The sequence below is a fragment of the Gemmatimonadaceae bacterium genome, from assembly GCA_036003045.1.
In the GTDB taxonomy this organism is placed as follows: Bacteria; Gemmatimonadota; Gemmatimonadetes; order Gemmatimonadales; family Gemmatimonadaceae; genus JAQBQB01.
This window is the reverse complement of record DASYSS010000047.1, coordinates 1-21,990: the sequence shown is the minus strand read 5'-3', so window position 1 is coordinate 21,990 and position 21,990 is coordinate 1. Positions and strand designations below refer to the sequence as shown.

At 65.5% G+C, this 21,990-nt stretch carries 15 protein-coding genes; 13 read left to right on the top strand and 2 right to left on the bottom strand.

Annotated features, from left to right (window positions below; translation table 11 throughout):
• Positions 1-55: 55 nt before the first annotated feature.
• Positions 56-2,539: an endopeptidase La gene (lon, locus tag VGQ44_11965; GenBank protein HEV8447534.1), complete on the bottom strand. Its 2,484-nt coding sequence runs from the start codon at positions 2,537-2,539 to the stop codon at positions 56-58.
• 200 nt (positions 2,540-2,739) lie between these two features.
• Here lon and ffh point away from each other — a divergent pair, with 200 nt between their 5' ends.
• The 12 genes from ffh to VGQ44_11905 all read left to right on the top strand — a co-directional run bounded on the left by ffh (position 2,740) and on the right by VGQ44_11905 (position 20,252).
• On the top strand, positions 2,740-4,080 hold the full coding sequence (ffh, locus tag VGQ44_11960; GenBank protein ID HEV8447533.1) for a signal recognition particle protein: 1,341 nt from the start codon (positions 2,740-2,742) through the stop codon (positions 4,078-4,080).
• Positions 4,081-4,295: 215 nt separating this feature from the next.
• Positions 4,296-4,622: a 30S ribosomal protein S16 gene (gene rpsP / locus VGQ44_11955; protein ID HEV8447532.1), complete on the top strand. Its 327-nt coding sequence runs from the start codon at positions 4,296-4,298 to the stop codon at positions 4,620-4,622.
• A gap of 21 nt (positions 4,623-4,643) precedes the next feature.
• Positions 4,644-5,201, top strand: a complete 558-nt coding sequence (gene rimM / locus VGQ44_11950; GenBank protein ID HEV8447531.1) for a ribosome maturation factor RimM — start codon at positions 4,644-4,646, stop codon at positions 5,199-5,201.
• Entirely contained in the window at positions 5,194-5,895 is a 702-nt protein-coding gene (gene trmD, locus VGQ44_11945) for a tRNA (guanosine(37)-N1)-methyltransferase TrmD (protein HEV8447530.1), read from the top strand. The genes rimM and trmD overlap by 8 nt, the downstream gene beginning before the upstream one ends.
• Before the next feature lie 94 nt (positions 5,896-5,989).
• Entirely contained in the window at positions 5,990-8,143 is a 2,154-nt protein-coding gene (locus VGQ44_11940) for a tetratricopeptide repeat protein (protein ID HEV8447529.1), read from the top strand.
• A gap of 120 nt (positions 8,144-8,263) precedes the next feature.
• Positions 8,264-8,641 (top strand): 50S ribosomal protein L19, encoded by a 378-nt coding sequence (gene rplS, locus VGQ44_11935; protein HEV8447528.1) that lies wholly within the window; start codon positions 8,264-8,266, stop codon positions 8,639-8,641.
• A gap of 12 nt (positions 8,642-8,653) precedes the next feature.
• Positions 8,654-9,385 carry a ribonuclease HII gene (locus VGQ44_11930; protein ID HEV8447527.1) on the top strand — a complete coding sequence of 244 codons (732 nt, stop codon included), beginning with the start codon at positions 8,654-8,656 and terminating at the stop codon, positions 9,383-9,385.
• A gap of 377 nt (positions 9,386-9,762) precedes the next feature.
• Complete coding sequence (locus tag VGQ44_11925; GenBank protein ID HEV8447526.1) at positions 9,763-12,882, top strand: SusC/RagA family TonB-linked outer membrane protein; 3,120 nt, start codon at positions 9,763-9,765, stop codon at positions 12,880-12,882.
• Positions 12,883-12,912: 30 nt separating this feature from the next.
• On the top strand, positions 12,913-14,268 hold the full coding sequence (locus VGQ44_11920; GenBank protein HEV8447525.1) for a hypothetical protein: 1,356 nt from the start codon (positions 12,913-12,915) through the stop codon (positions 14,266-14,268).
• Positions 14,269-15,054: 786 nt separating this feature from the next.
• The gene (locus VGQ44_11915; GenBank protein HEV8447524.1) at positions 15,055-18,207 is read left to right on the top strand and encodes a SusC/RagA family TonB-linked outer membrane protein; all 3,153 of its coding nucleotides are present in this window, start codon (positions 15,055-15,057) and stop codon (positions 18,205-18,207) included.
• 24 nt (positions 18,208-18,231) lie between these two features.
• Positions 18,232-19,629, top strand: coding sequence for a hypothetical protein (locus VGQ44_11910; GenBank protein ID HEV8447523.1), 1,398 nt, complete (start codon positions 18,232-18,234; stop codon positions 19,627-19,629).
• A 173-nt stretch (positions 19,630-19,802) separates the two neighbouring features.
• Positions 19,803-20,252 carry a hypothetical protein gene (locus VGQ44_11905; protein HEV8447522.1) on the top strand — a complete coding sequence of 150 codons (450 nt, stop codon included), beginning with the start codon at positions 19,803-19,805 and terminating at the stop codon, positions 20,250-20,252.
• A gap of 176 nt (positions 20,253-20,428) precedes the next feature.
• On the opposite strand, the gene VGQ44_11900 is transcribed toward VGQ44_11905, so the two are convergent.
• The gene (locus VGQ44_11900; GenBank protein HEV8447521.1) at positions 20,429-21,490 is read right to left on the bottom strand and encodes a M23 family metallopeptidase; all 1,062 of its coding nucleotides are present in this window, start codon (positions 21,488-21,490) and stop codon (positions 20,429-20,431) included.
• Between the two features lie 83 nt (positions 21,491-21,573).
• Here VGQ44_11900 and VGQ44_11895 point away from each other — a divergent pair.
• On the top strand, positions 21,574-21,990 hold a 417-nt coding region (locus tag VGQ44_11895), incomplete at its 3' end, for a hypothetical protein (protein HEV8447520.1).

Below are 21,990 nucleotides of genomic sequence, written 5' to 3'. Positions count from 1 at the left end.
TTGAAGAGCACTGCGGTAGAGCTGGTTTCCCCAGCCCGGCCCCGGTGCCGTTCCTTTAGTCCGACCCGATCACCGTCTCCGTTTCCGGCGCCACGCGATCAGCCGGCGCGATGCTCGGTGTGATCACCGTCGCGGCGTCCGGCGGGGGCTCGACATGATCGGCCAGCTCGCTGCCGACCGGGTGCAGGAGCGCGAGGTGGAGAACCTCGTCCATCCGCTCGACGAAGAAGAAGACCATGTTCTTTCGGACCTCGTCGGGCACCTCGCGCAGGTCTTTTTCGTTCGACTTGGGCATGATCACCTGACGGAGCCCGGACCGGTACGCGGCGAGCACCTTTTCCTTCACGCCGCCGATCTCCAGCACCTTGCCGCGCAGGGTCACTTCGCCGGTCATGGCGAGGTCGCGGCGCACGGGGCGGCCGCTCAGCGCGCTGGCGATCGCCAAGGAGAGCGTGATGCCCGCGCTCGGACCGTCCTTCGGGATGGCGCCCGCCGGCAGGTGGATGTGGAGATCACTCTCTCTAAATACTGAATCTTCAATGCCGAGGTGGGCGGCGCGCGAGCGGACGTAGGAGTACGCGGCGTCGACCGACTCGCGCATCACGTCGCCGAGCTGGCCGGTCACCGTGAGCCGGCCGCTGCCCGGCATGCGCAGCGCCTCGATCAGCATGATGTCGCCGCCGGTCGACGTCCACGCCAAGCCCGTGACCACCCCGACCTCCGGCACCTTCTCCGCTTCCTCGGCGGCGAAGCGCGGGACGCCCAGCACTTCCTCGACCTTCTCGACGTCGACGATCCACGCGCCCTCTTCGCCTTCGGCCTTGGCGCGAGCGCGCTTGCGCATGATCGCCGCCAGGTTGCGCTCGAAGTTGCGAAGCCCGGCCTCGCGCGAGTACCGGTTCGAGATGAACGACAGCGACTCGTCGGTGAACTGGAGATCCTTGTCGGTGATGCCGTGCTCGTCGAGCAGACGCGGCAAGAGATAGCGCCACGCGATCTCGACTTTTTCCTCGACGGTGTAGCCCGCGATCTTGATGATCTCGAGCCGGTCGCGCAGCGGCGCCGGGATGTCGAACAGATTGTTCGCCGTGCAAATGAACAAGCACTGCGAGAGGTCGAACGGCAAATTCAAATAGTGATCGACGAACGTGTTGTTCTGGCTCGGGTCGAGCACCTCGAGCATCGCCGCCGTCGGGTCTCCGGAGGGTCCCCCGCCGGACATTTTATCAATCTCGTCGATCATCAACACCGGATCCTTCACCGCCACGCGGCGCAGCGCTTGGATGACGAGCCCCGGCATCGCGCCGACGTAGGTACGACGATGGCCGCGAATCTCGGCCTCGTCGCGCACGCCGCCGACTGAAATCCGGTAGAACTCTCTGCCGATCGACTTGCCGATCGCCTCGCCGAGCGAGGTCTTGCCGGTACCCGGCGGGCCGACGAAGCAGAGGATCGGTCCGTGCGGATCGCCGCCGCGCAGCTTTCGCACGGCGAGGTACTCGATGATGCGCTCCTTCGCCTCGTCGAGCCCGTAGTGCCGCTGGTCGAGCGCCTCTTCGACTTTCTTCAAGTCGATCAGCTCTTCGCCCGTGCGCTTGTTCCAGGGAAGCGACAGAATCCAGTCGAGGTACGTGCGAACGACGTGATACTCGCTCGACGCCGGCGAGAGCATGCGCATGCGCTCCGTCTCGCGCCGCGCTTCCTGCCCGACTTTTTCCGGGAGCTTCGCGTCGTCGATCTTCTTGAGCAGGTCGATCGCTTCCTTCTCGCCGGGATCGGCCTCGCCCAGCTCGGCCTGGATCGCGCGCAGTTGCTGGCGGAGATAGAACTCGCGCTGGTGCTGCTCGATCTTGATCTCCGTCTGCTTCTTGACGTCCTCCATCACGCGCGCGCGCGCGACTTCGCGCTCGAGCCGCCCGAGGATGAAGCGGAGCCGCTGGCCCACGTCGAGCCGCTGCAGCACTTCGTCCTTGTCGGCGATGCGCAAGTTCATGTTCGTCGCCGCGAGGTCGGCAAAGCGACCCGGATCGGAGACGTTCATCTTCAGGATCGCCGGCACTTCGTCGGGAATGCGCTCGACGAGCTCGGCCAACGTCTCGGCCGACGACACGACTCGCGTCACGAGATCGTCGATCTCGTTCGGATCGGCGGGCGTCTCGCGCGCCGCGCGGACGTTGGCGATCGGGTACGGCTCCAGCTGCGCCATGTCGTCGATGACGATTCGTCGCAGGCCTTGGAGCGTGATCTGGACGGTGTCGCCCGGCAGATTGATTCGCTCGTGCACCCGGGCCGCCACGCCCACTCGGCCGCGGAAACGCTCATTGTCTATCGGTTCGTCGTGGTCACCGCTCGCAACGACCAGCGCCACGATCAACCCCGAGTGCTCGTTGGCGCGAAGGAGCGCCAGGTTCTCCGGTGCGCCCATCTGCACGGCGATCGTGCCCAGGGGGTAGACGATCGTTGACCGAAGCGCCATCAGCGGAAGTGAGGGCGGCAGCTCCGATTTGAGGATATCGTCCTTGCGTTGGGTCTTGGCCATGAGGTGGACGGGTGGACAGGCGGACGGGTGGACGGGCACTCATGCCTGACGATTGGCGGCTGACGGCTCGGTAGTTCCCCGTCCACCTGTCCACCGTCCACCGGTCCACCCATTCGCGGCCTAAGTATAACGGGGCAAAGCCAATAGCGCACAGGCGTTTGCTTGAACGAACCCCGCCTCTCCGCTACCTTTCCCAGTCTATGTTCGACGAGCTTTCCGAAAAACTGGAGGCCACGTTTGCCCGGCTGCGCGGCCGGGGCGTCCTCACCGAAGCCGACATCAAAGAAGGGCTTCGCGAGGTCCGCCGCGTCCTGCTCGAGGCGGACGTCAACTTCCAGCTCACGCGCGAATTCCTCGAGCGCGTCGAGAAGAAAGCCGTCGGCGTCGCGCAGCTTCGCACCGTTTCCCCCGGCCAACAGCTCGTCAAGGTCGTCTACGACGAGCTCGCCGCGATGCTCGGCGAGACGCGCGAGGGACTCAAGCTCAGCTCCGTTCCGCCCACCATCGTGATGATGGTCGGACTTCAGGGATCGGGAAAGACGACGACCGCCGCCAAACTTGCCCGCCGACTGAAGGCCGAAGCGCGGCCGACGCGTCTGGTCGCTTGCGACGTCTACCGCCCGGCCGCCATCGATCAGCTCGAGACGCTCGGCACACAGCTCGACGTTCCGGTCTACGCCGATCGATCGACGCAGGACGTCGTGAAGATCGCCAAGGCGGGCATCGACGCCGCGCGCCGCGGGCGCGACCGCGTCGTCATCATCGACACCGCGGGACGCCTGCAGATCGACGACGACATGATGGCCGAGTTGGAGAAGCTCAAAGCGGCGATCCATCCGGACGAGATTCTGCTCGTCGCCGACGGCATGACCGGCCAGGACGCCGTCAAGATCGCGCAGGGATTCGATCAGCGGCTCCACATCACCGGCGTCATCCTCACGAAGCTCGACGGCGACGCCAGGGGCGGCGCCGCGCTCTCGATCTACGGCGTCACCAAGAAGCCGATCAAGTACATTGGCGTCGGCGAAAAGCCGGACGCGCTCGAGGAGTTCCATCCGGACCGAATGGCCGGACGCATTCTCCAGCAGGGCGACATCGTGTCGCTCGTCGAGAAAGCGCAGACCGCCTTCGATGCCGACGAGGCCAAACGCCTCGAGAAAAAGGTCCGCAAGGAAGGGATGGACTTGGGCGACTTCCTCACCGCCATGAAGCAGATCGAGCGCCTCGGGCCTCTCGAGGGCCTGCTCAAGATGCTTCCCGGCGTGAACGGCAAGATGCTCAAGCAAATCAAGGCCGCCGACCCGAAGCGCATGCGTCACCTCGAAGCGATCGTGCTGTCGATGACGCTCGAGGAGCGCAGGCATCCCGAGATCATGAACGGCTCGCGGCGCGCGCGGGTCGCGAAGGGCTGCGGACGCCCGATCAGTGAAGTGAACCGGCTGCTCGAGCAGTTCCGCGAGATGCAGAAGATGATGAAAAAAGCTCGGAACCTTCCTGGCGGCGGCGGGAAATTTCGGTCTAATATGTTTGGGATGAGGTAACTGGCTCTGTCGGTGTCCGGTCTCAGGTCACCGATATCCGGAATGCCGAGGACTCTGACCTGAGTCGTTCCGGTGACCGGTGACCGGCGACCGGCGACCGGTGACCGGTGGCCGGAGATCGGTGACCGGTGACCCGCAGTACCGGGTGCGGCTAGTCGGTTGACTAGTGCGCGATGAGCCCGGAGTGGTTTACAAACCCTGATGAGGAATCAGAAATGTCCGTCAAGATCCGTCTCCGCCGAACCGGCCGCAAAAAGCAGCCGCTCTTCCGCATCGTCATCGCCGACTCGCGCAGCCCGCGCGACGGGAAGTTCATCGAGGTCGTCGGGCAGTATTCGCCGCGTCAGGGTGACAACGCGCTCAACCTCAAGACCGAGCGTGTGAACCACTGGCTCGACAACGGCGCGCAGCCGACCGACACCGTGCGCTCGCTCCTTCGCCGGGCCGGCGTTCTCAAGACGCGCCACGAGACCCGGCTCGGACGCACACGGGCCGCCGCCGCGGTGCCGCTGGCGGAACAGTCGGAATCCGGCACGGCGTAACGGCCTCCGGCTGGCTGGTTCGTGGGCACGCCGCGCGCGCCGCGCGAAACGGCGCCTTCTCCGATCATCGTCGGAAGAGTTCGCAAGGCGCACGGCGTGCGTGGGGACCTCGTCGTCGAGCCGCTGACCGACGATCCCGACGCGGTTTTCTCGCCGGGTCGGCGGCTTCTGGCCGGGACCGCAACCGGCGAGCCGGCGCGCGACGCCGCCGAGTTGCACATCGACTCGGCGTATCCGTTCAAGGGCGGTTTCATCGTCCACTTCGCCGAAATCGGCGATCGTAGTGTCGCCGAGACGTGGCTCAAGCGCTTTCTGCTCGCGCCCGCCGACGAGCTCTCGGAATTGGCCGATGGCGAGGTGTATGTGCACGACCTCATCGGCATGCGTGTGGAGCTCGCGTCAGGCACGGCGGTCGGATCGGTCGCCGAGACGTACGACTTGCCGCAGGGACTCGCGCTCGATGTCGCTCGCGAGGGGCGCGGCTCGGTGATGATTCCCTACGACCGCGTGGTGACGAGCGTGGATCGGGAGCGGCGCGTGATTCGCATCGATCCGCCGGCCGGGTTGCTCGATGACTGAACCGCGCACCGTCGATGCCGGCGCGCGAGAGACCCCGCTTCGGATCAACGTCGTCACGATCTTCCCAGAGTTCTTCGCCGGTCCGCTCGCCCTCAGCATTCCGGCCCGCGCGCGCGCCGCGGGCGGCGTCGAATATCGCGTCGTCGATCTGCGCGACTTCACGCACGACCGGCACCGCACTGTCGACGACTATCCGTACGGCGGCGGCGCGGGGATGGTGATGAAGCCCGAGCCGTTCTTCGAGGCGGTGGAATCGCTCGCCGTATCGGGACCCGTCGTCCTCATGTCGGCGCGCGGTCGCCAGTTCGCGCAGGCCGATGCGATCCGCTTTGCCGGCGGCGCGGAGCTGACCATCCTCTGCGGCCACTACAAGGACGTGGATCAGCGCGTCGCCGACTTTCTCGCCACCGAGGAACTGTCGGTCGGCGAGTTCGTGTTGAGCGGCGGGGAACCGGCCGCCCTCGCCGTGATCGACGCGACGGTGCGGCTCCTGCCGGGCGCGATGTCCGACTTGGACAGTGCGCGCAGCGATTCGTTCTTCGACCGCGACGTGAGCGCGCCGAGTTACACTAGACCTCCGGATTTTCGCGGTCACTTGGTGCCTGAGATTCTTCTTTCCGGCGACCACAAGAAGATCGAGGCGTGGCGACGCGCCGAGGCCGAGCGGCTCTCTCGCCTGCGCCGCGAGCGGTAATCCGATGGGAGGGCGCAAGGGCCCGGCGCGTCGGTCGCGCAAAAGGGTGAAGGCGCCGCCCGTCGCGCCGACAGTCGTGTGGCCGGAGCAAGCCGTGCTGGCACCGCTCCCGCGGCGGGTGTGGGTCGGCCTCCTTGGCGTGATACTCGCGACGCTTGCCGCGTTCGCGCCGGCGATCCGCGCGCCCTTCGCGTTCGACGACGTCGGGAGCATCTCGGCCAACTCGACGATCGAGCACGTCTTCCCGCTCGCGACGTCGCTGCATCCGCCGCCGCGGCTCGCCGTGTCCGGTCGACCCGCCGTCAACGCGTCGCTCGCCGTCGATCACGCGGTGAGCGCCGCGTTCGGCATCGACGCGGACGGCGACTCCGCCACCATCGTCTATCGCATCACGAACGTGATGCTGCACCTGCTCTGCGGTCTTCTGCTCTTCGGCGTCATGCGGCGGACCATGTCGCTCGCCTTGCTGGGCACGTGGGCCAACCAGAGCGCCGGCATCGTGGCGCTCGTTTCCGCGGGACTCTGGTTGCTCCATCCGATCCAGAGCGAAGCGGTCGACTACGCGATCCAGCGCACGGAGCTCCTCGTATCGGCGTGCTATCTCGCGACGCTGTACGCGTCGATTCGCGCGTGGGACGCGTCCGCCTGGGATCGCCGCACCGCGTGGCTGATCGGCGGCGTCGCGGCGTGCGTCGTCGGCATGGCGAGCAAAGAGGTGATGGTCACCGCGCCGTTCGTCGTCGCCGCCTACGACCGCGTCTTTCGCGTTTCCTCGTGGCGCGAGCTCTGGAACGACCGCGCGCGCCGGCGGTTCTATGTCGGACTCTTCGCGTCGCTCGCGCTCCTCGCGGTGCTCGTCGCCGGCGGAGGGCGCGCTGACTCGGTTGGATTCGGCCTCGGCCTCCCGTGGTACCGATATCTCTACAGCCAGGGTTGGGCGATCGCGCACTATCTGCAATTGCTCGTCTGGCCGGTGGACCTTCGTTTCGACTATGGCTCGGCGCCGATTCACGGACCCGCGCCGCTCGTCGGTGGATTGTTGGTCCTCGCGGCGGCGAGTGCCATCGTCGTGGTCGCGGTCAGGCAAAAGCGATGGTGGCTCGCCTTTCTCGCGTTCTGGTTTCTCGCGATCCTCGCGCCGTCTTCCAGCATCGTACCGATTCAGACCGAGATCGCGGCAGAGCGGCGCGTGTATCTGGCGAGCGCCGCGGCCATCGTCGGCGCCGTCGCGGCCGCGGGCTATTTGCTGCGCGCGCGTCCGCGCTGGTTCGTCGGCGCGTCGGCTGCGGTCGCGGCGACGTTGCTCGTCATGACCCTGCGTCGGAGCGCGCTCTACGCCGATCCGGAAGCGCTGTGGCGCGACGCGATCGCCAAGCAACCCGAAAACCCGCGCGCATACGACAACCTCGCCGCCGTCATCTACAAAAAGGACCACCGGCGCACAGCCGAGGCGGAGACGTGGTGGGGGCGCGCGATCGCGATGGATTCGACGTACATGCCGTCGTGGTCGAATCTCGCCCAGGTCCGCCTCGACGAGGGGCGCATCGACGACGCGCGCGCGCTGCTCGAGCACGCTCTACGGATCAATCCCGACTACGTCGACGCCACACGGCGCCTCGGCGGCCTGCTCGCATCACAACGCGACACGAAGTCGATCGAGTATCTCGAGCGCATGGCGAGCTTGCCCGACACGACCGACGAGCTTTTTGTCGCGCTCGGCCAGGCCTACGTCGACGCCAATCGCCTCGACGACGCGGCCGCCGCGCTCGGGCGCGCGCTCGCGATGAATCCGCGCCGCGCCGATGCGGCGGCGCTCCTCGGCGGACTGCTGGCGGAGCAGGGGACGATGGCCGACGCGCTTCCATATTTGGCGAGCGCGGTGGACAACGGAGACCGCAACCCGATGACGTTCGCTCTGCTCAGCCTCGGCTACGCCCAACAGCACCGAGTCGAGGAGTCCGTGAAGGCCGCGAGCCAGGCTGCGACGCTGGGCGGTTCCAACGCACAGGTCGATCTCACGATTGGCCGGGCGATGATGGACATCGGGCGGCTGGACGAGGCGGAGACTTACTTGACCCAGGCGACCCGGGCCGCGCCAAACAACCCCGAAGGCATCACCCGATTGGGCCTACTTCGGGCCGCTCGAGGCGACATGCGGGCTGCCGTCGAGCTGTTCAAGCGGGCACTGGCCGTCTCGCCGGGTTACCCTCCGGCGCTCCAAGCCTTGACCAAGGCGGGCGCTAAGTAGATTGGTGGCGAGGGCGAAACCCCAACCCCTCCCTAGACTTCGACCGCCTGTTTGCCTAACCTTAAAGGTCTGTATCCGACTTCGATCCCGCCTTCCCGCGTACCGCCAGCGGAGCGTCATATGCATGCATTCATCGAAACCCAAAAAGAGTGGCTCCGCGACGTGCCGCCGTTCCGTCCCGGTGACACCCTTCGCGTCAACGTTCGTGTAAAGGAAGGGGAGAAGGAGCGCATTCAGGCCTTCGAGGGCATCTGCATCGCTCGTCGCGGCAGCGGCGTGAGCGAGACCTTCACGGTCCGCAAAATCTCGAACGGCGTCGGCGTCGAGCGCATCTTCCCGGTGCACAGCCCCATGCTCGCCGAAGTGAACGTCGTTCGCCGCGGCCGCGTCCGTCGCGCCAAGCTCTACTATTTGCGCAACGTCACCGGCAAGGCGACGAGAATTCGCGAGAAGAAGACGCACATCTCCGTTCCGGAAACCAGCACCACAGCAGAGTAGGCGCCGCGCATCATGGGTGATCGGTGGAAGCCGATCGAACGTGATCTCCGACAGACCGCCGGCCCGCTGATCGCCGGCGTGGACGAAGTTGGACGGGGCCCCCTCGCGGGCCCCGTCGTCGCGTGCGCGTGCATCATGCCGCCCGGCGAACGCGCGATCCGCGGCGTCGACGACTCCAAGCAACTGACCGCCGCCGAACGCGAGAAGGTACTCGTCAAGATTCGGGAGCGCGCGATCTGCATTTCGGTCGGCGCCGCGTCGGTGCGCGAAATTGATCGGCTGAACATCTATCATGCGACGGTGTTGGCGATGCGGCGCGCGCTCACCCGACTGTCGCAACGCCCGAATCACGTCCTCATCGACGGCAAGGCGATTCGAACGCTCGGCATCGAGCACACGGCGATCGTGGGCGGCGACGACAAGTGCTACTCGATCGCGTGCGCGTCGATCGTCGCCAAGGTCACGCGCGACCGCGTCATGCATTCGCTCGCGTCGCGCTATCCCGGATACAGCTGGGAAACCAACGTCGGCTACGCGACCGCGGCGCATCTGGACGGCCTTGGCGCCGCCGGACTCACGCCGCACCATCGCCGCTCGTTCGTGCCGGTTCGACAGCTGTCGCTCGACTTCAGCGGCGCGCTCGCCGACGTCACTGGCGCGGAGAACGAGCGCGTCGAGGTCGACGTCGCGGCGCTGACGATGCTCGTCCAAGCCGAACTCGACTCGGCGGTCGAACTGCAATAGATCCGCCGTCGCAGCGAGGAGTTTCTCGCGCGGCACGAGGCGACGGTTGAGGTGGCTCCTTCTTGCGCCTCCCGCGAGCGACGCGTACAATCGCCTCGCGCTCTCCCGAATCCCACTCCCCACCGGGCTCCCGTCTTTTCGCCGCCTCGAGCCCCCGCAGCGGCCGTGTCTCGCCGTGATGAGTCAGTGACGCCGGGATGAGCTGATCTCGACTTGTCGGTTCAGCTGCACGCTAGATCGTCGTCGACCACGGGACATTTCAATCTCCATCGAGGGCTCGATGCTCCAAGCCCCATAGCTGTTTTGCGCGCCCCGCACCACCCCGCGGGGGGGCGCTTTTTGACGCACACCCTGTCCACCACCAGGAGAGCGTTGTCATGAGAACAGTCGCACGGAATCGTTCCGGTCGTTGGCTATCACGGGCCCTCGGCCTCTCGCTGCTCGTCGCGCCGTACGCCGCTCGCGCGCAGCAGGCCGTCATCACCGGCAGAGTGTCGGCCGCCGAGTCGAATGAAAACCTCGCCGATTCGCGGGTGATGATCGTGAACTCGAGCACGATCACGCTCACGAACTCCGAAGGGCGCTACACATTCCGCAACGTGCCGACGGGAACGATCGAAGTCCGCGTGATTCGCGTCGGATATCAGGAGCAGAAGAAATCGGTCACGGTCGCGCCCGGGGCGTCGGTGACGCTCGACTTCTCGATGAAGTCGGCGATCGTGCAGCTGCAGGAAGTCGTCACGACAGCCACGGGCGATCAGCGCAAGGTCGAGATCGGCAACGCGCTGTCGACCATCAGCGCGCCACAGAACGTCGAGCAGACCGCCGTCTCGAACCTTGCCGATCTCCTCGTTGCAAAGGCCCCCGGCGTCATCATGGCGCCGCCCAACATGAGCGGCTCCGCCCCAGTCATTCGAATTCGCGGGTTGAACTCGCTCAGCCTGAGCAACGCGCCGATCATGATCGTCGACGGCGTGCGGTTCTCTTCCGGCTCGTTCGACCCCGGCGTCGGCGGGACGCGACAGAGTTTCATGAACTCGCTCTCCCCGGAAGAGATCGAGGACATCGAGATCGTGAAGGGTCCGTCGGCAGCGACTCTGTACGGAACGGACGCCGCCAACGGCGTCATCGTCGTGACGACAAAAAAGGGGCGTGCCGGGGCATCGCGCTGGAATTGGTTCGCGTCCACCCAGCGGGTCGAAGACCGAAACAACTACCCGGCGACCTACGCGCTGTGGGGCCACAACCCCGCCACCGGCAAGATCGCCCGCTGCGAGCTCGCGACGATGACGCCGACCACCTGCGTCGTCGACAGCACGACGTCGTTCGATCTGTCGGCGACGCCGGGCATCACGCCGATCACGAACGGGCTGAACACGAACTACGGTGGACAGGTATCGGGTGGCAGCGACGCCATGCGGTTCTTCGTGGCCGCTGACCTGTTCAACGAAGTCGGACCGTACAAGATGCCGGGATTTGCGCAGCAGTGGCTTGCGGACACCGCCAAGGCGAGCGTGCGCGACGAGTGGATCCACCCGGAAGCATTCCAGCGCCAGAACATTCGCGCCAACCTCAACGCGAGCGTGTCGCCCAAATTCGACGTCAACGTCGCGACCGGATTCTCGAAGTCCGACCAACGGCTGCCGCAGGTCGACAACAACGTCAACGGCATCGGCGGCATGATGTACTTAACGTACGGCACCAACCACGCGGGCTTGGACTACAACCCGGTCGGGTCGCTCGGCGAAGATCTGCACGGCTACGCGCGTTGGACCCCGGCATCAGCGTTCCAATATGTGAACGAAACGGGCATTCAGCGCATCACCGGCAGCGCCGACGCGCAATGGCGGCCGTTCAATTGGTTGCAGAATCAGGCGGTCGTCGGCATGGACCTCGCGGACGAGATCTACTTCAGCATCTGCCGCTTCACCGAATGTCCCGCGTTCGGTTCCAACCGCGCCGGATTTGTGCAAGACGAACACGACAACGATCGGCTGTTCACTGTGAAGCTGGTGAGCAACGCGTCGTGGAGCGCCAAATCCTGGCTCAACCTCAAGACGACCGGCGGCGCGGATTACCTCAACAACGAGAACGATTTCTCCCGCGCAACTGGAAGCACTCTACCGCCGGCCGCGCAGACGACGTCGGCTGGCGCAGTTCAGACCGCGCGCGACGGCCAGCAGAGTGTGGTCAAGACGCTCGGATTCTACATCCAGGAGCAGGCATCGTTGCGCGATCGGATGTACATCACAGCGGCCGTCCGGTCGGACCAGAACAGCGCGTTCGGAACGAAATTCTCCAACGTGGTCTATCCGAAAGTGAGCCTCTCGTGGATCCTCTCCGACGAGTCGTTCTTCCCGAAGTGGAACTTCGTCAACCAATTCCGTCTGCGCTCGGCGTATGGCCAGTCGGGTGTGCAGCCGGGAGCGACCGATGGGCTGCGCCGCTTCACGACGACCACGGTCGCGATCGCGAACATCGATACGCCCGGACTCATCGAGAACGCGCTTGGCAATCCCAATCTCAAGCCGGAAACCTCCGGTGAGTTCGAGGGTGGCTTCGAGACGCGCGTGTGGGGCAATCGTGCGAACATCGACTTCACGTACTACAACAAGAAGACGAAGGACGCGCTGATCTCGCTGCCGATCGCGCCCTCGGCGTCGCCCTCGGCGACGAGCGTTCGCACGAACCTCGGCGGCGTGCAGAACTCGGGAATGGAAGCGCAGATCAACGCGACGCTCATGGACACGCGCCGCTTCGGCTGGGACGTCACGATCTCCGCGTCGCACAACAGCAACAAGGTGCTCTCGCTCGGCGTCGACCCGGCCGGAAATCCCAACAAGACCATCGGCACCGGCAGCACGCGCGACTCGGTCGGCTTCCCGGTGAACGGTGTTTTCCTGCGGCCGTACAAGTTCACCGACGCGAACGGCGACGGGATCATCCAGACGACCGAGCTCACCGTCGATACAGGCGTCGTGTACCGCGGGTACTCCTTCCCTCGCGATCTGCTGTCGATCCAGAACGGCATCGACCTGTTCTCGCGCAAGCTGCGCGTGCAGGCGATGGTCGATTACAAAGGCGGCTTCAACCTGTTGAACAACACGTGGCAGTTCTTCTGCCAGCAGGCGCCGCAGGCGTGCGAAGAAAACGAGATCGCGTCGACGCCGCTGTGGAGACAGGCGCGCGCGGTCGCGAACCTGTACGGCACGACGGTGAACGGCACGAAGTTCACATCCCCCGGCGGCTATTGGGAGAACGGGCAGTTCTGGCGCCTTCGCGAGGTCTCGGCCTCGTTCACGCTGCCCAACAAGTGGGCGAGCCGTTTGCGCGCGCGCGACGCGAGCGTCGTGTTCGCCGGCCGCAACCTGCACGTGTGGACCAAGTACACCGACATCGATCCGGAAGCGAACTACTCCACCGGCGACGTGCAGACCGATTTCATCACCACGGGACCGCCGACGTACTTCGAGTTCCGACTCAACCTCCACTACTAACCGACGGGGACGACTCACATGATGAATCGCATGAATCGCCCTCGCTGGGCTTGGGTCGCGGCAGCCGCCGCGTTGGTCGCGACGGCCGGCTGCGACTGGAAAGAGGAACTGCTGGCGCCGCAGAATCCAAGCGTCATCGACCCCGCGTCGGTCAACTCGCCGGCGGCCGCCGAAGCGGTGCGCGTCGGCGCGTTCGGCCGCCTCAAGTCGATCACGGCCGGCAGCGAGAGCATGTGGCTCTACGGCGGATTGCTGACGGACGAATGGAAGTCGAGCGACACCTTCTCGCAGCGCAACGAGACGGACCAACGCTCGGTACAGACCAACAATGCGAACGTTCAGACCGCGTACACGACCGTTCAGCAGTCGCGCGGGTTCATTCGAACGGCGATCGACCTGCTCAACAAGTACACGCCCGACTCGACGCGCAACATCGGCCAGATGTACCTGGCGGCGGGGTTCGCCGAGCTGACGATCGCCGAGAACTTCTGCAGCGGCGTCCCGGAGACGTACACGACGAACGGTGTGTACGTGTACGGTCCGCAGCTCACCACCGACTCGATCTTCAAGCGCGCGGCGTTCTTCTTCGACAGCGCGCTGGTGCGGAGCCAAGGAAGCGACGCGCTGTCGGTGGCGCAGAAGCAGGCGCTGCTCGTCATGCGTGCGCGCGTGCTCGTTGATCAGGGGCAATTCGCCCAGGCGGCGGCGCTCGTGCCGGCCACCGCCGTGCCGACCAACTTTCAGTACCTGCTCACGTTCGACCAGGCGACCGGCGACAACCAGCTGTGGAGTCTCAACATCAGCGCGGGTCGATATACGGTGGGTGACAGCGTCGATTTGACGGGAGTCGTCAAGAACGCGCTGCCCTTCGCGTCCTCGGGCGATCCGCGCGTCGCGGTCGCGAACCCGAAGAAGGTCGGCTTCGACGGCACGACCAGCTTGTTCAACCAAGGCGTGTTTGCCCAGCGCACCGATCCCGTTCCACTCGTCTCGGGCATCGACGCGCGGCTGATGGAGGCGGAGGCGAAGCTCAACGCCAACGACATCGCTGGGATGATGACGATCCTCAACGCGCTGCGCACGAGCGCCCAGAAGCTCGGGAACTTGAACGTCGCGGCGATGGCGGCGATCGCGACGACGCCGGCGACGAAGGACGCCGCGGTCACGCTCTTCTTCCGTGAGAAGGCGTTCTGGACGTTCGGTCGTGGCCAGCGGCTCCAGGACGAGCGGCGTCAGGTGAGACAGTATGGCCGCACGCAGGACCAGGTGTTCCCGGTCGGATCGTTCTTCAAGGGAGCGTCGTACGGCACGGACGTGAACTTCCCGGTGACGGACAACGAGAAGACGAACCCTGAATTCAAGGGATGTCTCGATCGGAAGGCCTAGAGAGAACTGCCGAGCTCCGAGACTGCCCAAGTCCGAGACTGCCGGAGTCCGAAACTGCCGTACTCCGAGACTGCGAAACCACCATAAACCCGAGGGCTGCCATACGAGAACTTCCGAACTCCGAACTGACGCTCGCCCCGCCTCGGGATGCTTCGGAGTACAGCAGTTTTCGGAGTTTGGCAGTTTTGGAGTCTGGTCGTTTCGAAGTCTCGGGTATGGCAGTTTCGGACTCCGGCAGTCTTTGGGGTCCGGCAGTCTCGGAGTCAGGCCCTTTTCGGCCCGGCAGATCCGCGTCCCGTCCGGGAACCGCCGCCTTGCGTGCGTGCTTCCCGGGGCGTAAAATCGCAGGCTGAGCCGCAGGATTTTTCCCACCCGAGCGGCGCTCAGGCGAGCCTAGTCAGGCAGCTGTTTCGTCCCATCCCGCGGTTCGGGGAACGCGGACGAACAATTCATGGTTTGTCTCAGCGCGAAGTACGGTCGGTCCCTTAGGGATATCGTATACAGTCCCCCGCAGGGCGAGTGGGCACAGGGTCTTAGCGCGCTTCACAAACAAGCGTTTGCCGCCGAGTCACATGTGACGTCTCGGCGGCACCATGGGTTAGATCGTCGAGCACGTTCCTCCCTGCGCCGATCCCGGTCGTCGCAGGGCGCAATTCGTTGGACGCGCAGGACGCACCGCTTCAGGTGCCGAAGGACGCACCACCCACCGTTGGGCGAAGTTCTGCTCGCAGTCCGTTCATGGAAGTCGTGGACGCTCGTAGTTCAAACTCCCTAAGGGGCGAACCAATGCGATTTACTCCCTCGAAGCGCGCAGGATCCGGACTCGTTCCGATCCTCGCCGCCGCCACACTCCTCGTGATGCCCGCGGTGCTGCGGGCTCAGGGAACCATCACGGGGCGGGTGACGACTGCGGAAACGAACGAGCCGCTCAGTGACGCTCGCGTCATGGTGGTCAACACCAGCGTGATCGTGCCGACCGGTGCCGACGGACGCTATACGATCCGGAATGCGCCGACCGGCAACGTTGAAGTCCGCGTGCTTCGCGTCGGCTACCAAGAGCAGAAAAAAGCGGTGGCGGTGAGCGCCGGCGCTTCGGTGACGGTCGACTTCCAAATGAAGCCGGCGGTCGTCCAACTTCAAGAAATCGTGACGACGGCGACGGGTGACCAGCGCCGCGTCGAAATCGGCAATGCGGTGTCGACCCTCGGCGACGTCAATCAGAAAGTCGAGACGACGCCGATCACGAACATCGGCGACCTCCTCGTCGCGAAGGCTCCGGGCGTCGTCGTGTTGCCCGGCGCCATGACGGGCGCGGCGCCGGTCGTGCGCATCCGCGGCCTCAACTCGCTCGCCACGAACGGCAGCGGCATCAGCAACGCCCCGATCTACATCGTCGACGGCGTCCACATCTCGGCCGGCACGATCAACCTCGGTACCGGCGGAACCACCGCGAGCTTCCTCAACGACCTCGATCCGAACGAGATCGAGGACATCGAGATCGTGAAGGGCCCGTCGGCGGCGACGCTCTACGGCACGAACGCGTCGAACGGCGTCATCGTCATCACGACGAAGAAGGGAAAGGCCGGCTCGACGCGCTGGACGTGGTACGGTGAAGGCGGCGCGGTCAGCGACCGCAACACGTATCCGACCACGTACGCCTCGTGGGGCCACGACTCGACCGGCAAGCTCACGCGCTGCACGCTCGTGAGCGAGAGCCAGGGCTCGTGCCTCCTCGACAGTCTCACGTCGTACAACGTACTCATGAATCCGTTGACGTCGCCGATTCACCTCGGTCACCACGACGGCTACGGCATGAACGCGAGCGGCGGTTCGGACCAGGTTCGCTTCTTCGTCAGCGGTGACATGACGAACGAGATGGGCCCGATCTTCATGCCGCAGTTCGCGCGCCGCACGCTCGACTCGCTCGGCACGCCGGCTCGCGATGAGTGGATTAACCCGGAGCAGTACCAGCAGTACAGCATGCGCGCGAACCTGAGCGCCGCGTTCTCGCCGAAGTTCGACTTCAACGCGAACGCCGGCTTCTCGAACCTGAACCAGCGCATTCCGCAGACCGACAACAACACGTTCAGCTTCATCTACAGCGCGTTGAACAACCCGGGCTTCAACCACAACGGCCCGACGGGCAGCGCCGGTCTGGGTTACAACGAGCTCGGTACGCTCAAGGAATACCGCAACGGCTACGGCGGCTTTAGCCCGGCGCAGACGTTCCAGGTCTTCAATACGAACGGCACGCAGCGCTTCCTCGGGTCGGCCGACGCCACGTGGCGCCCGCTCCCCTGGATGACCAACCAGGCGACGACGGGCCTCGACCTCGCCGACAACGTCTTCGTCGGCATCTGCCGCTTCGCCGAGTGCCCGAACTCCGGTGCCACGCGCCAGGGCCGCATCAGCGACACGCAGACGAACCTTCGCAACTTCAGCGCGAAGATCACGAGCAACATGACGTGGCAGTTCTCCTCGACGGTCAACTTCAAGACGACCCTCGGCACGGAGTACGGCCAGAACGAGCAGGACGGCGTGAACGACACCGGAACGAACCTTCCGCCAGGCGCGCAGACGGTCGGCGCGGGCGCGGTCGTCACGGGCGGCAACACGCTCCAGACCACGACGAAGATCCTCGGCTACTACGGGCAGGAGCAGGCCTCGATCCGCGACCGCCTCTTCCTCGTCGTCGCGGCCCGCACGGACCAGAACAGCGCGTTCGGTACGAAGTTCCAGCGCGTCGTCTATCCGAAGGCGAGCCTCTCGTACATCATCTCGGACGAGAGCTTCTTCCCGCACTTCGACTGGATGAACCAGCTGCGCCTCCGCGCGGCGTTCGGCAAGTCGGGCAACCAGCCTGGCAGCACGGTCGCCCTCCAGACCTTCAACGCGAGCGTCGCGAACATCGGCACGGCGGGCGGCACCGCCGGCGCCGACTCGCCGGGCCTTCTCGCCGCGGCGCTGGGCAACCCGAACCTCAAGCCCGAGCAGTCGAAAGAGACGGAGCTTGGCTTCGAGACGAGCGTGTTGAACAACCGCGCGCACTTTGACGTCACGTACTACACGAAGTCGACGAGCGACGCCCTCGTGTCGCAGCCGATCGCCGCTTCGTCGGGTGCCTCGACCCTCTCGGTCGTGAAGAACCTGGGCTCCGTGTCGAACAGCGGTCTCGAGCTCTCGGTCAACGCCACGCTGCTCGATCGCCGGGCGCTCGGCTGGGACGTGACGCTCGCGGCGTCGCACAATTCGAACAAGATCAACGACATCGGTAAGGACGCGGCGGGCAACCCGCTGCCCACGATCGGCACGGGCACGACGCGCGACTCGGTCGGCGCGTCGATCAACGGCTTCTTCGCCCGCCCGTACACGTACGCCGACGCGAACGGCGACGGGATCATCACGCCGAACGAAGTGACCAACCAGGCGAACTTCGTGTACGTCGGCTACTCGGTTCCGCGCGACATCTTCTCGATCACGAACGGCATCGACCTGTTCAACCGCAAGCTGCGCCTCACGGCGCTCGCGGACTACAAGGGCGGCGCCAGCCTCTACAACCAGTCTGGCCAGTTCTACTCGCAGAACTTCGCGACGTGGTACGAGAACAACCTCAAGAGCACGCCGCTCTCGCAGCAGGCCCGCGCGGTCGCCAACTCGAGCGCCAAGAACCCGAACGCCTCGGTGCTCGGCTACCTCGAGAACGGTCAGTATTGGAAGCTGCGTGAAGTCTCGGCGGCGTTGACGCTGCCGAACTCCGTCGCCTCCAAGATCCGCGCGCGTGATGCGCAACTGGTTTTCTCGGCGCGCAACCTCCACACGTGGACGAGCTACACCGGCACGGATCCCGAAGCGAACTACAGCGGCGGTGATACACAGACCGACTTCTCCACGACGGCGCCGCGCACGTACTTCCTGGTGCGCGCGAACCTCCACTACTAAACCGAGTCCGAGGACGATTCTGATATGAAGAGACTTAGAGATCGTGCCGGGCGGGCGACTACCGCGATCGCGGTGGTCGCCGGGAGCATGCTCCTCGGCGCGTGCAGCGTGAAGCAAGAATTGCTGGCGCCGCAGAACCCCGGCGTCATCGACCCAGGAGCCGTGGCCAACACGGCGGCGGCCGACGCCCTGTTTGTCGGCGCGCTGGGCCGTTGGAAAGCCTCAATGAACGGCGGCGGCAACAACACCGAAGCGCTCTGGAACTGGCAGGCGCTGTTCACCGACGAGCTCCAGTCGGGCGACACGTTCTCGCAGCGCAACGACGCGGACTCGCGCAATCTGGCGACGAACGACGGCGTGCTCACGCCGATCTACCAGGCGGCGCAGCAGGCTCGCGGCCGCGCGCGCGACGCCATCAATGGGCTCGTCGCGTTCGACCAGTCGGCCGCCGGCAAGCAGCACGTCGGCGAGATGTATCTGATGATGGGCTACATCGAGATGGAGCTCGGCGAGTCGTTCTGCAACGGCATTCCGCTCGGCGAGACCGTGGGCGGCGTACCGCAGTACACGCAGCCGCTCACCGATGCCGACGTCTTCAAGACGGCGTTGGCTCGCACCGACACGGCGCTCACGTTCCTCACGGCGACGGATGCCGCGACGGTCGCCATCAAGCAGGCCGTGTTGGTCACCCGCGGTCGCATCAAGGTGGACCTCGGCGATTTCACCGGTGCCGCCAGCGAGGTATCGTCGACCGCCGTTCCGACGAGCTTCCAGTACAACTTCGATTACTCCCAGACCACGTTCGACAATGAGTGGTGGATCATGGGGACGAGCGTAAAGCGGTACACGCTCGGCGACAGCGTCAGCATCTCGGGGCCGATCAACAACGCGATTCCCTTCGCGCGGCTCAACGACCCACGCGTCAAGGTCGTCAACTCGGGCGCGCCGGGCGAGGACAATGTCACGATCTTCATCGATCAGGGGAATTGGGGTCGCGACGATCCGATTCCGGTGCTCTCGGGCATCGACGCGCGTCTCGTCGAGGCGGAGGCGAAGCTCAATGCCAACGACATCGCGGGCATGATGACGATCCTGAACGCACTTCGCACTTCCCCTCAGACGCTCGGTCTGTTCAAGGTCGCGGCGATGTCGGCCCTCGCCACGCCGGCGGACAAGAACACGGCGACGGATCTGTTCTTCCGCGAGAAGGCGCTCTGGCAGTTCGAGCGTGGCTTCCGCATGGGCGACCTGCGCCGCCTGGTTCGTCAGTACGGCCGCACGCAGGACAAGGTCTTCCCGACGGGAACGTTCATTCGCAACGGCACGCCGTCCGGCACGTACGGATCGCAGGTCGCGTTCCCGGTTCCGGATCACGAGTTGAACAACCCGAACTTCCACGGCTGCCTCGACACGAAGGCGTAGGCGTCGCGGGGCTCAATGACTTCGGGGGGAGTGCCAACCGGCGCTCCCCCCGTTTTCGTCTCCGAGCTTGCGAGATCTAGATCGCTGAAATAGTGATACGAGAAGCTGGTTTGGGCCTGGCCGAAGCCGGTCGAGCTCGAGTCGAATAAAGCGAGCCGATCTGGGAAGGCCGAATGTCGAGATTTCGGTCCATCGTCGTTGCATGGGGGAGTACGCTGTTCTTGTCGCGCGCGGCGGTCGCGCAGCTGTCGGATACTTCAAGTGCGCCGCCAGCATTCGATCCACGAACGCTGTCGTCCGATTCGCGTCTGATGCTCTATGCGGCGTACGCACCCCGGGCGGATCCATCGAGCCGGCCCGCGACCGCGCCGCACCTGACGTCATCGCTGAAGCGACAGGCCGAGGATCAGAAGCGCTACTGGCCATATTTCACCCTCGGTGGCGCGCTGATCGGCGGCGGAGCGGTCGCGGGCCTCGCCGTCGCGAACTGCCACCAGGATTGCCAGGACGATGGATCGCTGTCTTTCCTGCCGGGCTACATCGCCGCGGGTGCCGCCGTGGGAGCGGCCGTCGGCACTGTGATCGGCCTGATCGTCGACGCCAGTAGATCACCCGGGCCTTGAGTGATCTCAAACCTTTAAGGGCAGGCACGCCCATCCACGGACCCCGGACCGCGCCTGTGAACCAGGAAACCACCCGGCACACGCACTGGCCATACTTCGCCATCGTCGTAGGGACGGCCGGGCTGGTCGCCGGGGCCTGCTATGAGGGCGGCTCGGCGCGTGACTGCTTACGGGACTCACTCACGCTTGGCGACCGACCTCGCGGAACTCTTACGCGCCGTCGCAGTCGAGCGCCCGCTGGCCTTCGATGTCGCCGGCGCCGTTACAAACGGTGGACCGAGAGACAACAGATCGGCCGGATCGATTGTCAAAGCTCCAAAGCGCGCGCTCCAGTGCAGATGCGGTCCGGTCACACGCCCTGTCGCGCCAACCTTCCCGATCTCCTGTCCCTTCTCGACCGTGTCGCCGATCGCCACCTCCGGCTGGCTCATATGGAAGTAGCCCGTGACGAGGCCGTTGCCGTGGTTGATGTACACGACGTTCCCGGCGAGGAAGAACGTGTCCACCAGCGCGACCACGCCGCGGTTCGCCGCGTAGATCGGATCGCCGAGCGCCCCGCGATAGTCCACGCCCAAGTGGCTGCTCGATACGCGACCGTTGAAGACCCGGCCGCTGCCGAACTTGCTCGTCACCTTGGCGCTGCGGGGGCGAGCGAACGCTGCCTCCCAGAGCGCCGGCGTGTCCTGCGCCTTGCGACCGACATCGCGCGCCAGCTCGTTCTCGTGCTCGACGCGCGCCTCGGTGGCAGAGTCGGGACGGGCAGTGAAGCGCGGGTCCACGCGCAGGCGACGCGCGCCCGGCGCGCGTCCTCTCGACCCCATCGGCGGCGGCGGTGGCGCATGGTGCGGATACGGGAGCTTGAGTCGGAGAGTATCCGACTTCCCCGACGCTCGCGCGATCACCACATTTGCGACGACGGAGTCCGACACCTCGACAGGAATGGCCCCCAGCGCCTGGAGCTTTTCCTTTCCGGCGTCCAGGAAATGCAGGGGCTCGCCGGCCATCTCTCCCACGACGGACACGACCGAGTCGGCGTGCCCGTCGAGTCGGTCGATCGTCAAACGAGTAAGCGTCCCACCGCCGGGTCGGCTCGGCGTCATCGAAAGACGCGGCGTTTGCGCAACCCCGCGAGTTCCCACCAAGGCCGTCGCCGCCAGTACCAACGCAACAAGCCGGTTGATCAGCGGACCGGTCCACCGGTCCACCAGTCCACCAGTCCACATGTTAAGTGTTGTCATCGTGTAGAATTGCACGGTACTAGCATAGACGGGGCGCCGAGCGGTTCGGCAACCCGACAGCCCGCCATGGGTACGAACCAACGATGGACGTAGTTCGCCGCTTTTCCCTCCTCGTCACGGCTGCTCTGTTCGTCGCCGCCCTCATCCTCGGCGCGATGCATCAGCGGCCCTCCATCGACGCCGACGCCGCCTCGCAACTCATGAGGTCGACGTCGTACTTCGATTCCACGATCGTGCTCGCGCGAAACGCGAGCCCGCGCGGGGCTCGCGGCGACGCGCTCACGATTGGCCTCAACTACCTGGAGCGTCTCCGGCTGGGCCTCGGCAGCCCGTTCCGCCTCGTGGATCAGGCGTTGGACGACCCGCGCCTCGACGCCGACCCTGCGCTTCGTACACGCGTCGTGTGGGCGCTGTTGGGGCGGCTACGCCGCGGTGACGCGTACGTCGTGGACTCCGCGGCACTCGAAGGTCTCGGACCTTGGGACGCGGACGGACACGGC

Coding starts and splice junctions, on each gene's coding strand:
- VGQ44_11925 (HEV8447526.1), top strand. CDS start 9,763: ATGAGAACAGTCGCACGGAATCGTTCCGGTCGTTGGCTATCACGGGCC.
- trmD (HEV8447530.1), top strand. CDS start 5,194: ATGACTGAACCGCGCACCGTCGATGCCGGCGCGCGAGAGACCCCGCTT.
- VGQ44_11905 (HEV8447522.1), top strand. CDS start 19,803: ATGTCGAGATTTCGGTCCATCGTCGTTGCATGGGGGAGTACGCTGTTC.
- VGQ44_11910 (HEV8447523.1), top strand. CDS start 18,232: ATGAAGAGACTTAGAGATCGTGCCGGGCGGGCGACTACCGCGATCGCG.
- VGQ44_11900 (HEV8447521.1), bottom strand. CDS start 21,490: ATGACAACACTTAACATGTGGACTGGTGGACTGGTGGACCGGTGGACC.
- rplS (HEV8447528.1), top strand. CDS start 8,264: ATGCATGCATTCATCGAAACCCAAAAAGAGTGGCTCCGCGACGTGCCG.
- VGQ44_11915 (HEV8447524.1), top strand. CDS start 15,055: ATGCGATTTACTCCCTCGAAGCGCGCAGGATCCGGACTCGTTCCGATC.
- rpsP (HEV8447532.1), top strand. CDS start 4,296: ATGTCCGTCAAGATCCGTCTCCGCCGAACCGGCCGCAAAAAGCAGCCG.
- VGQ44_11930 (HEV8447527.1), top strand. CDS start 8,654: ATGGGTGATCGGTGGAAGCCGATCGAACGTGATCTCCGACAGACCGCC.
- VGQ44_11920 (HEV8447525.1), top strand. CDS start 12,913: ATGAATCGCCCTCGCTGGGCTTGGGTCGCGGCAGCCGCCGCGTTGGTC.
- lon (HEV8447534.1), bottom strand. CDS start 2,539: ATGGCCAAGACCCAACGCAAGGACGATATCCTCAAATCGGAGCTGCCG.
- ffh (HEV8447533.1), top strand. CDS start 2,740: ATGTTCGACGAGCTTTCCGAAAAACTGGAGGCCACGTTTGCCCGGCTG.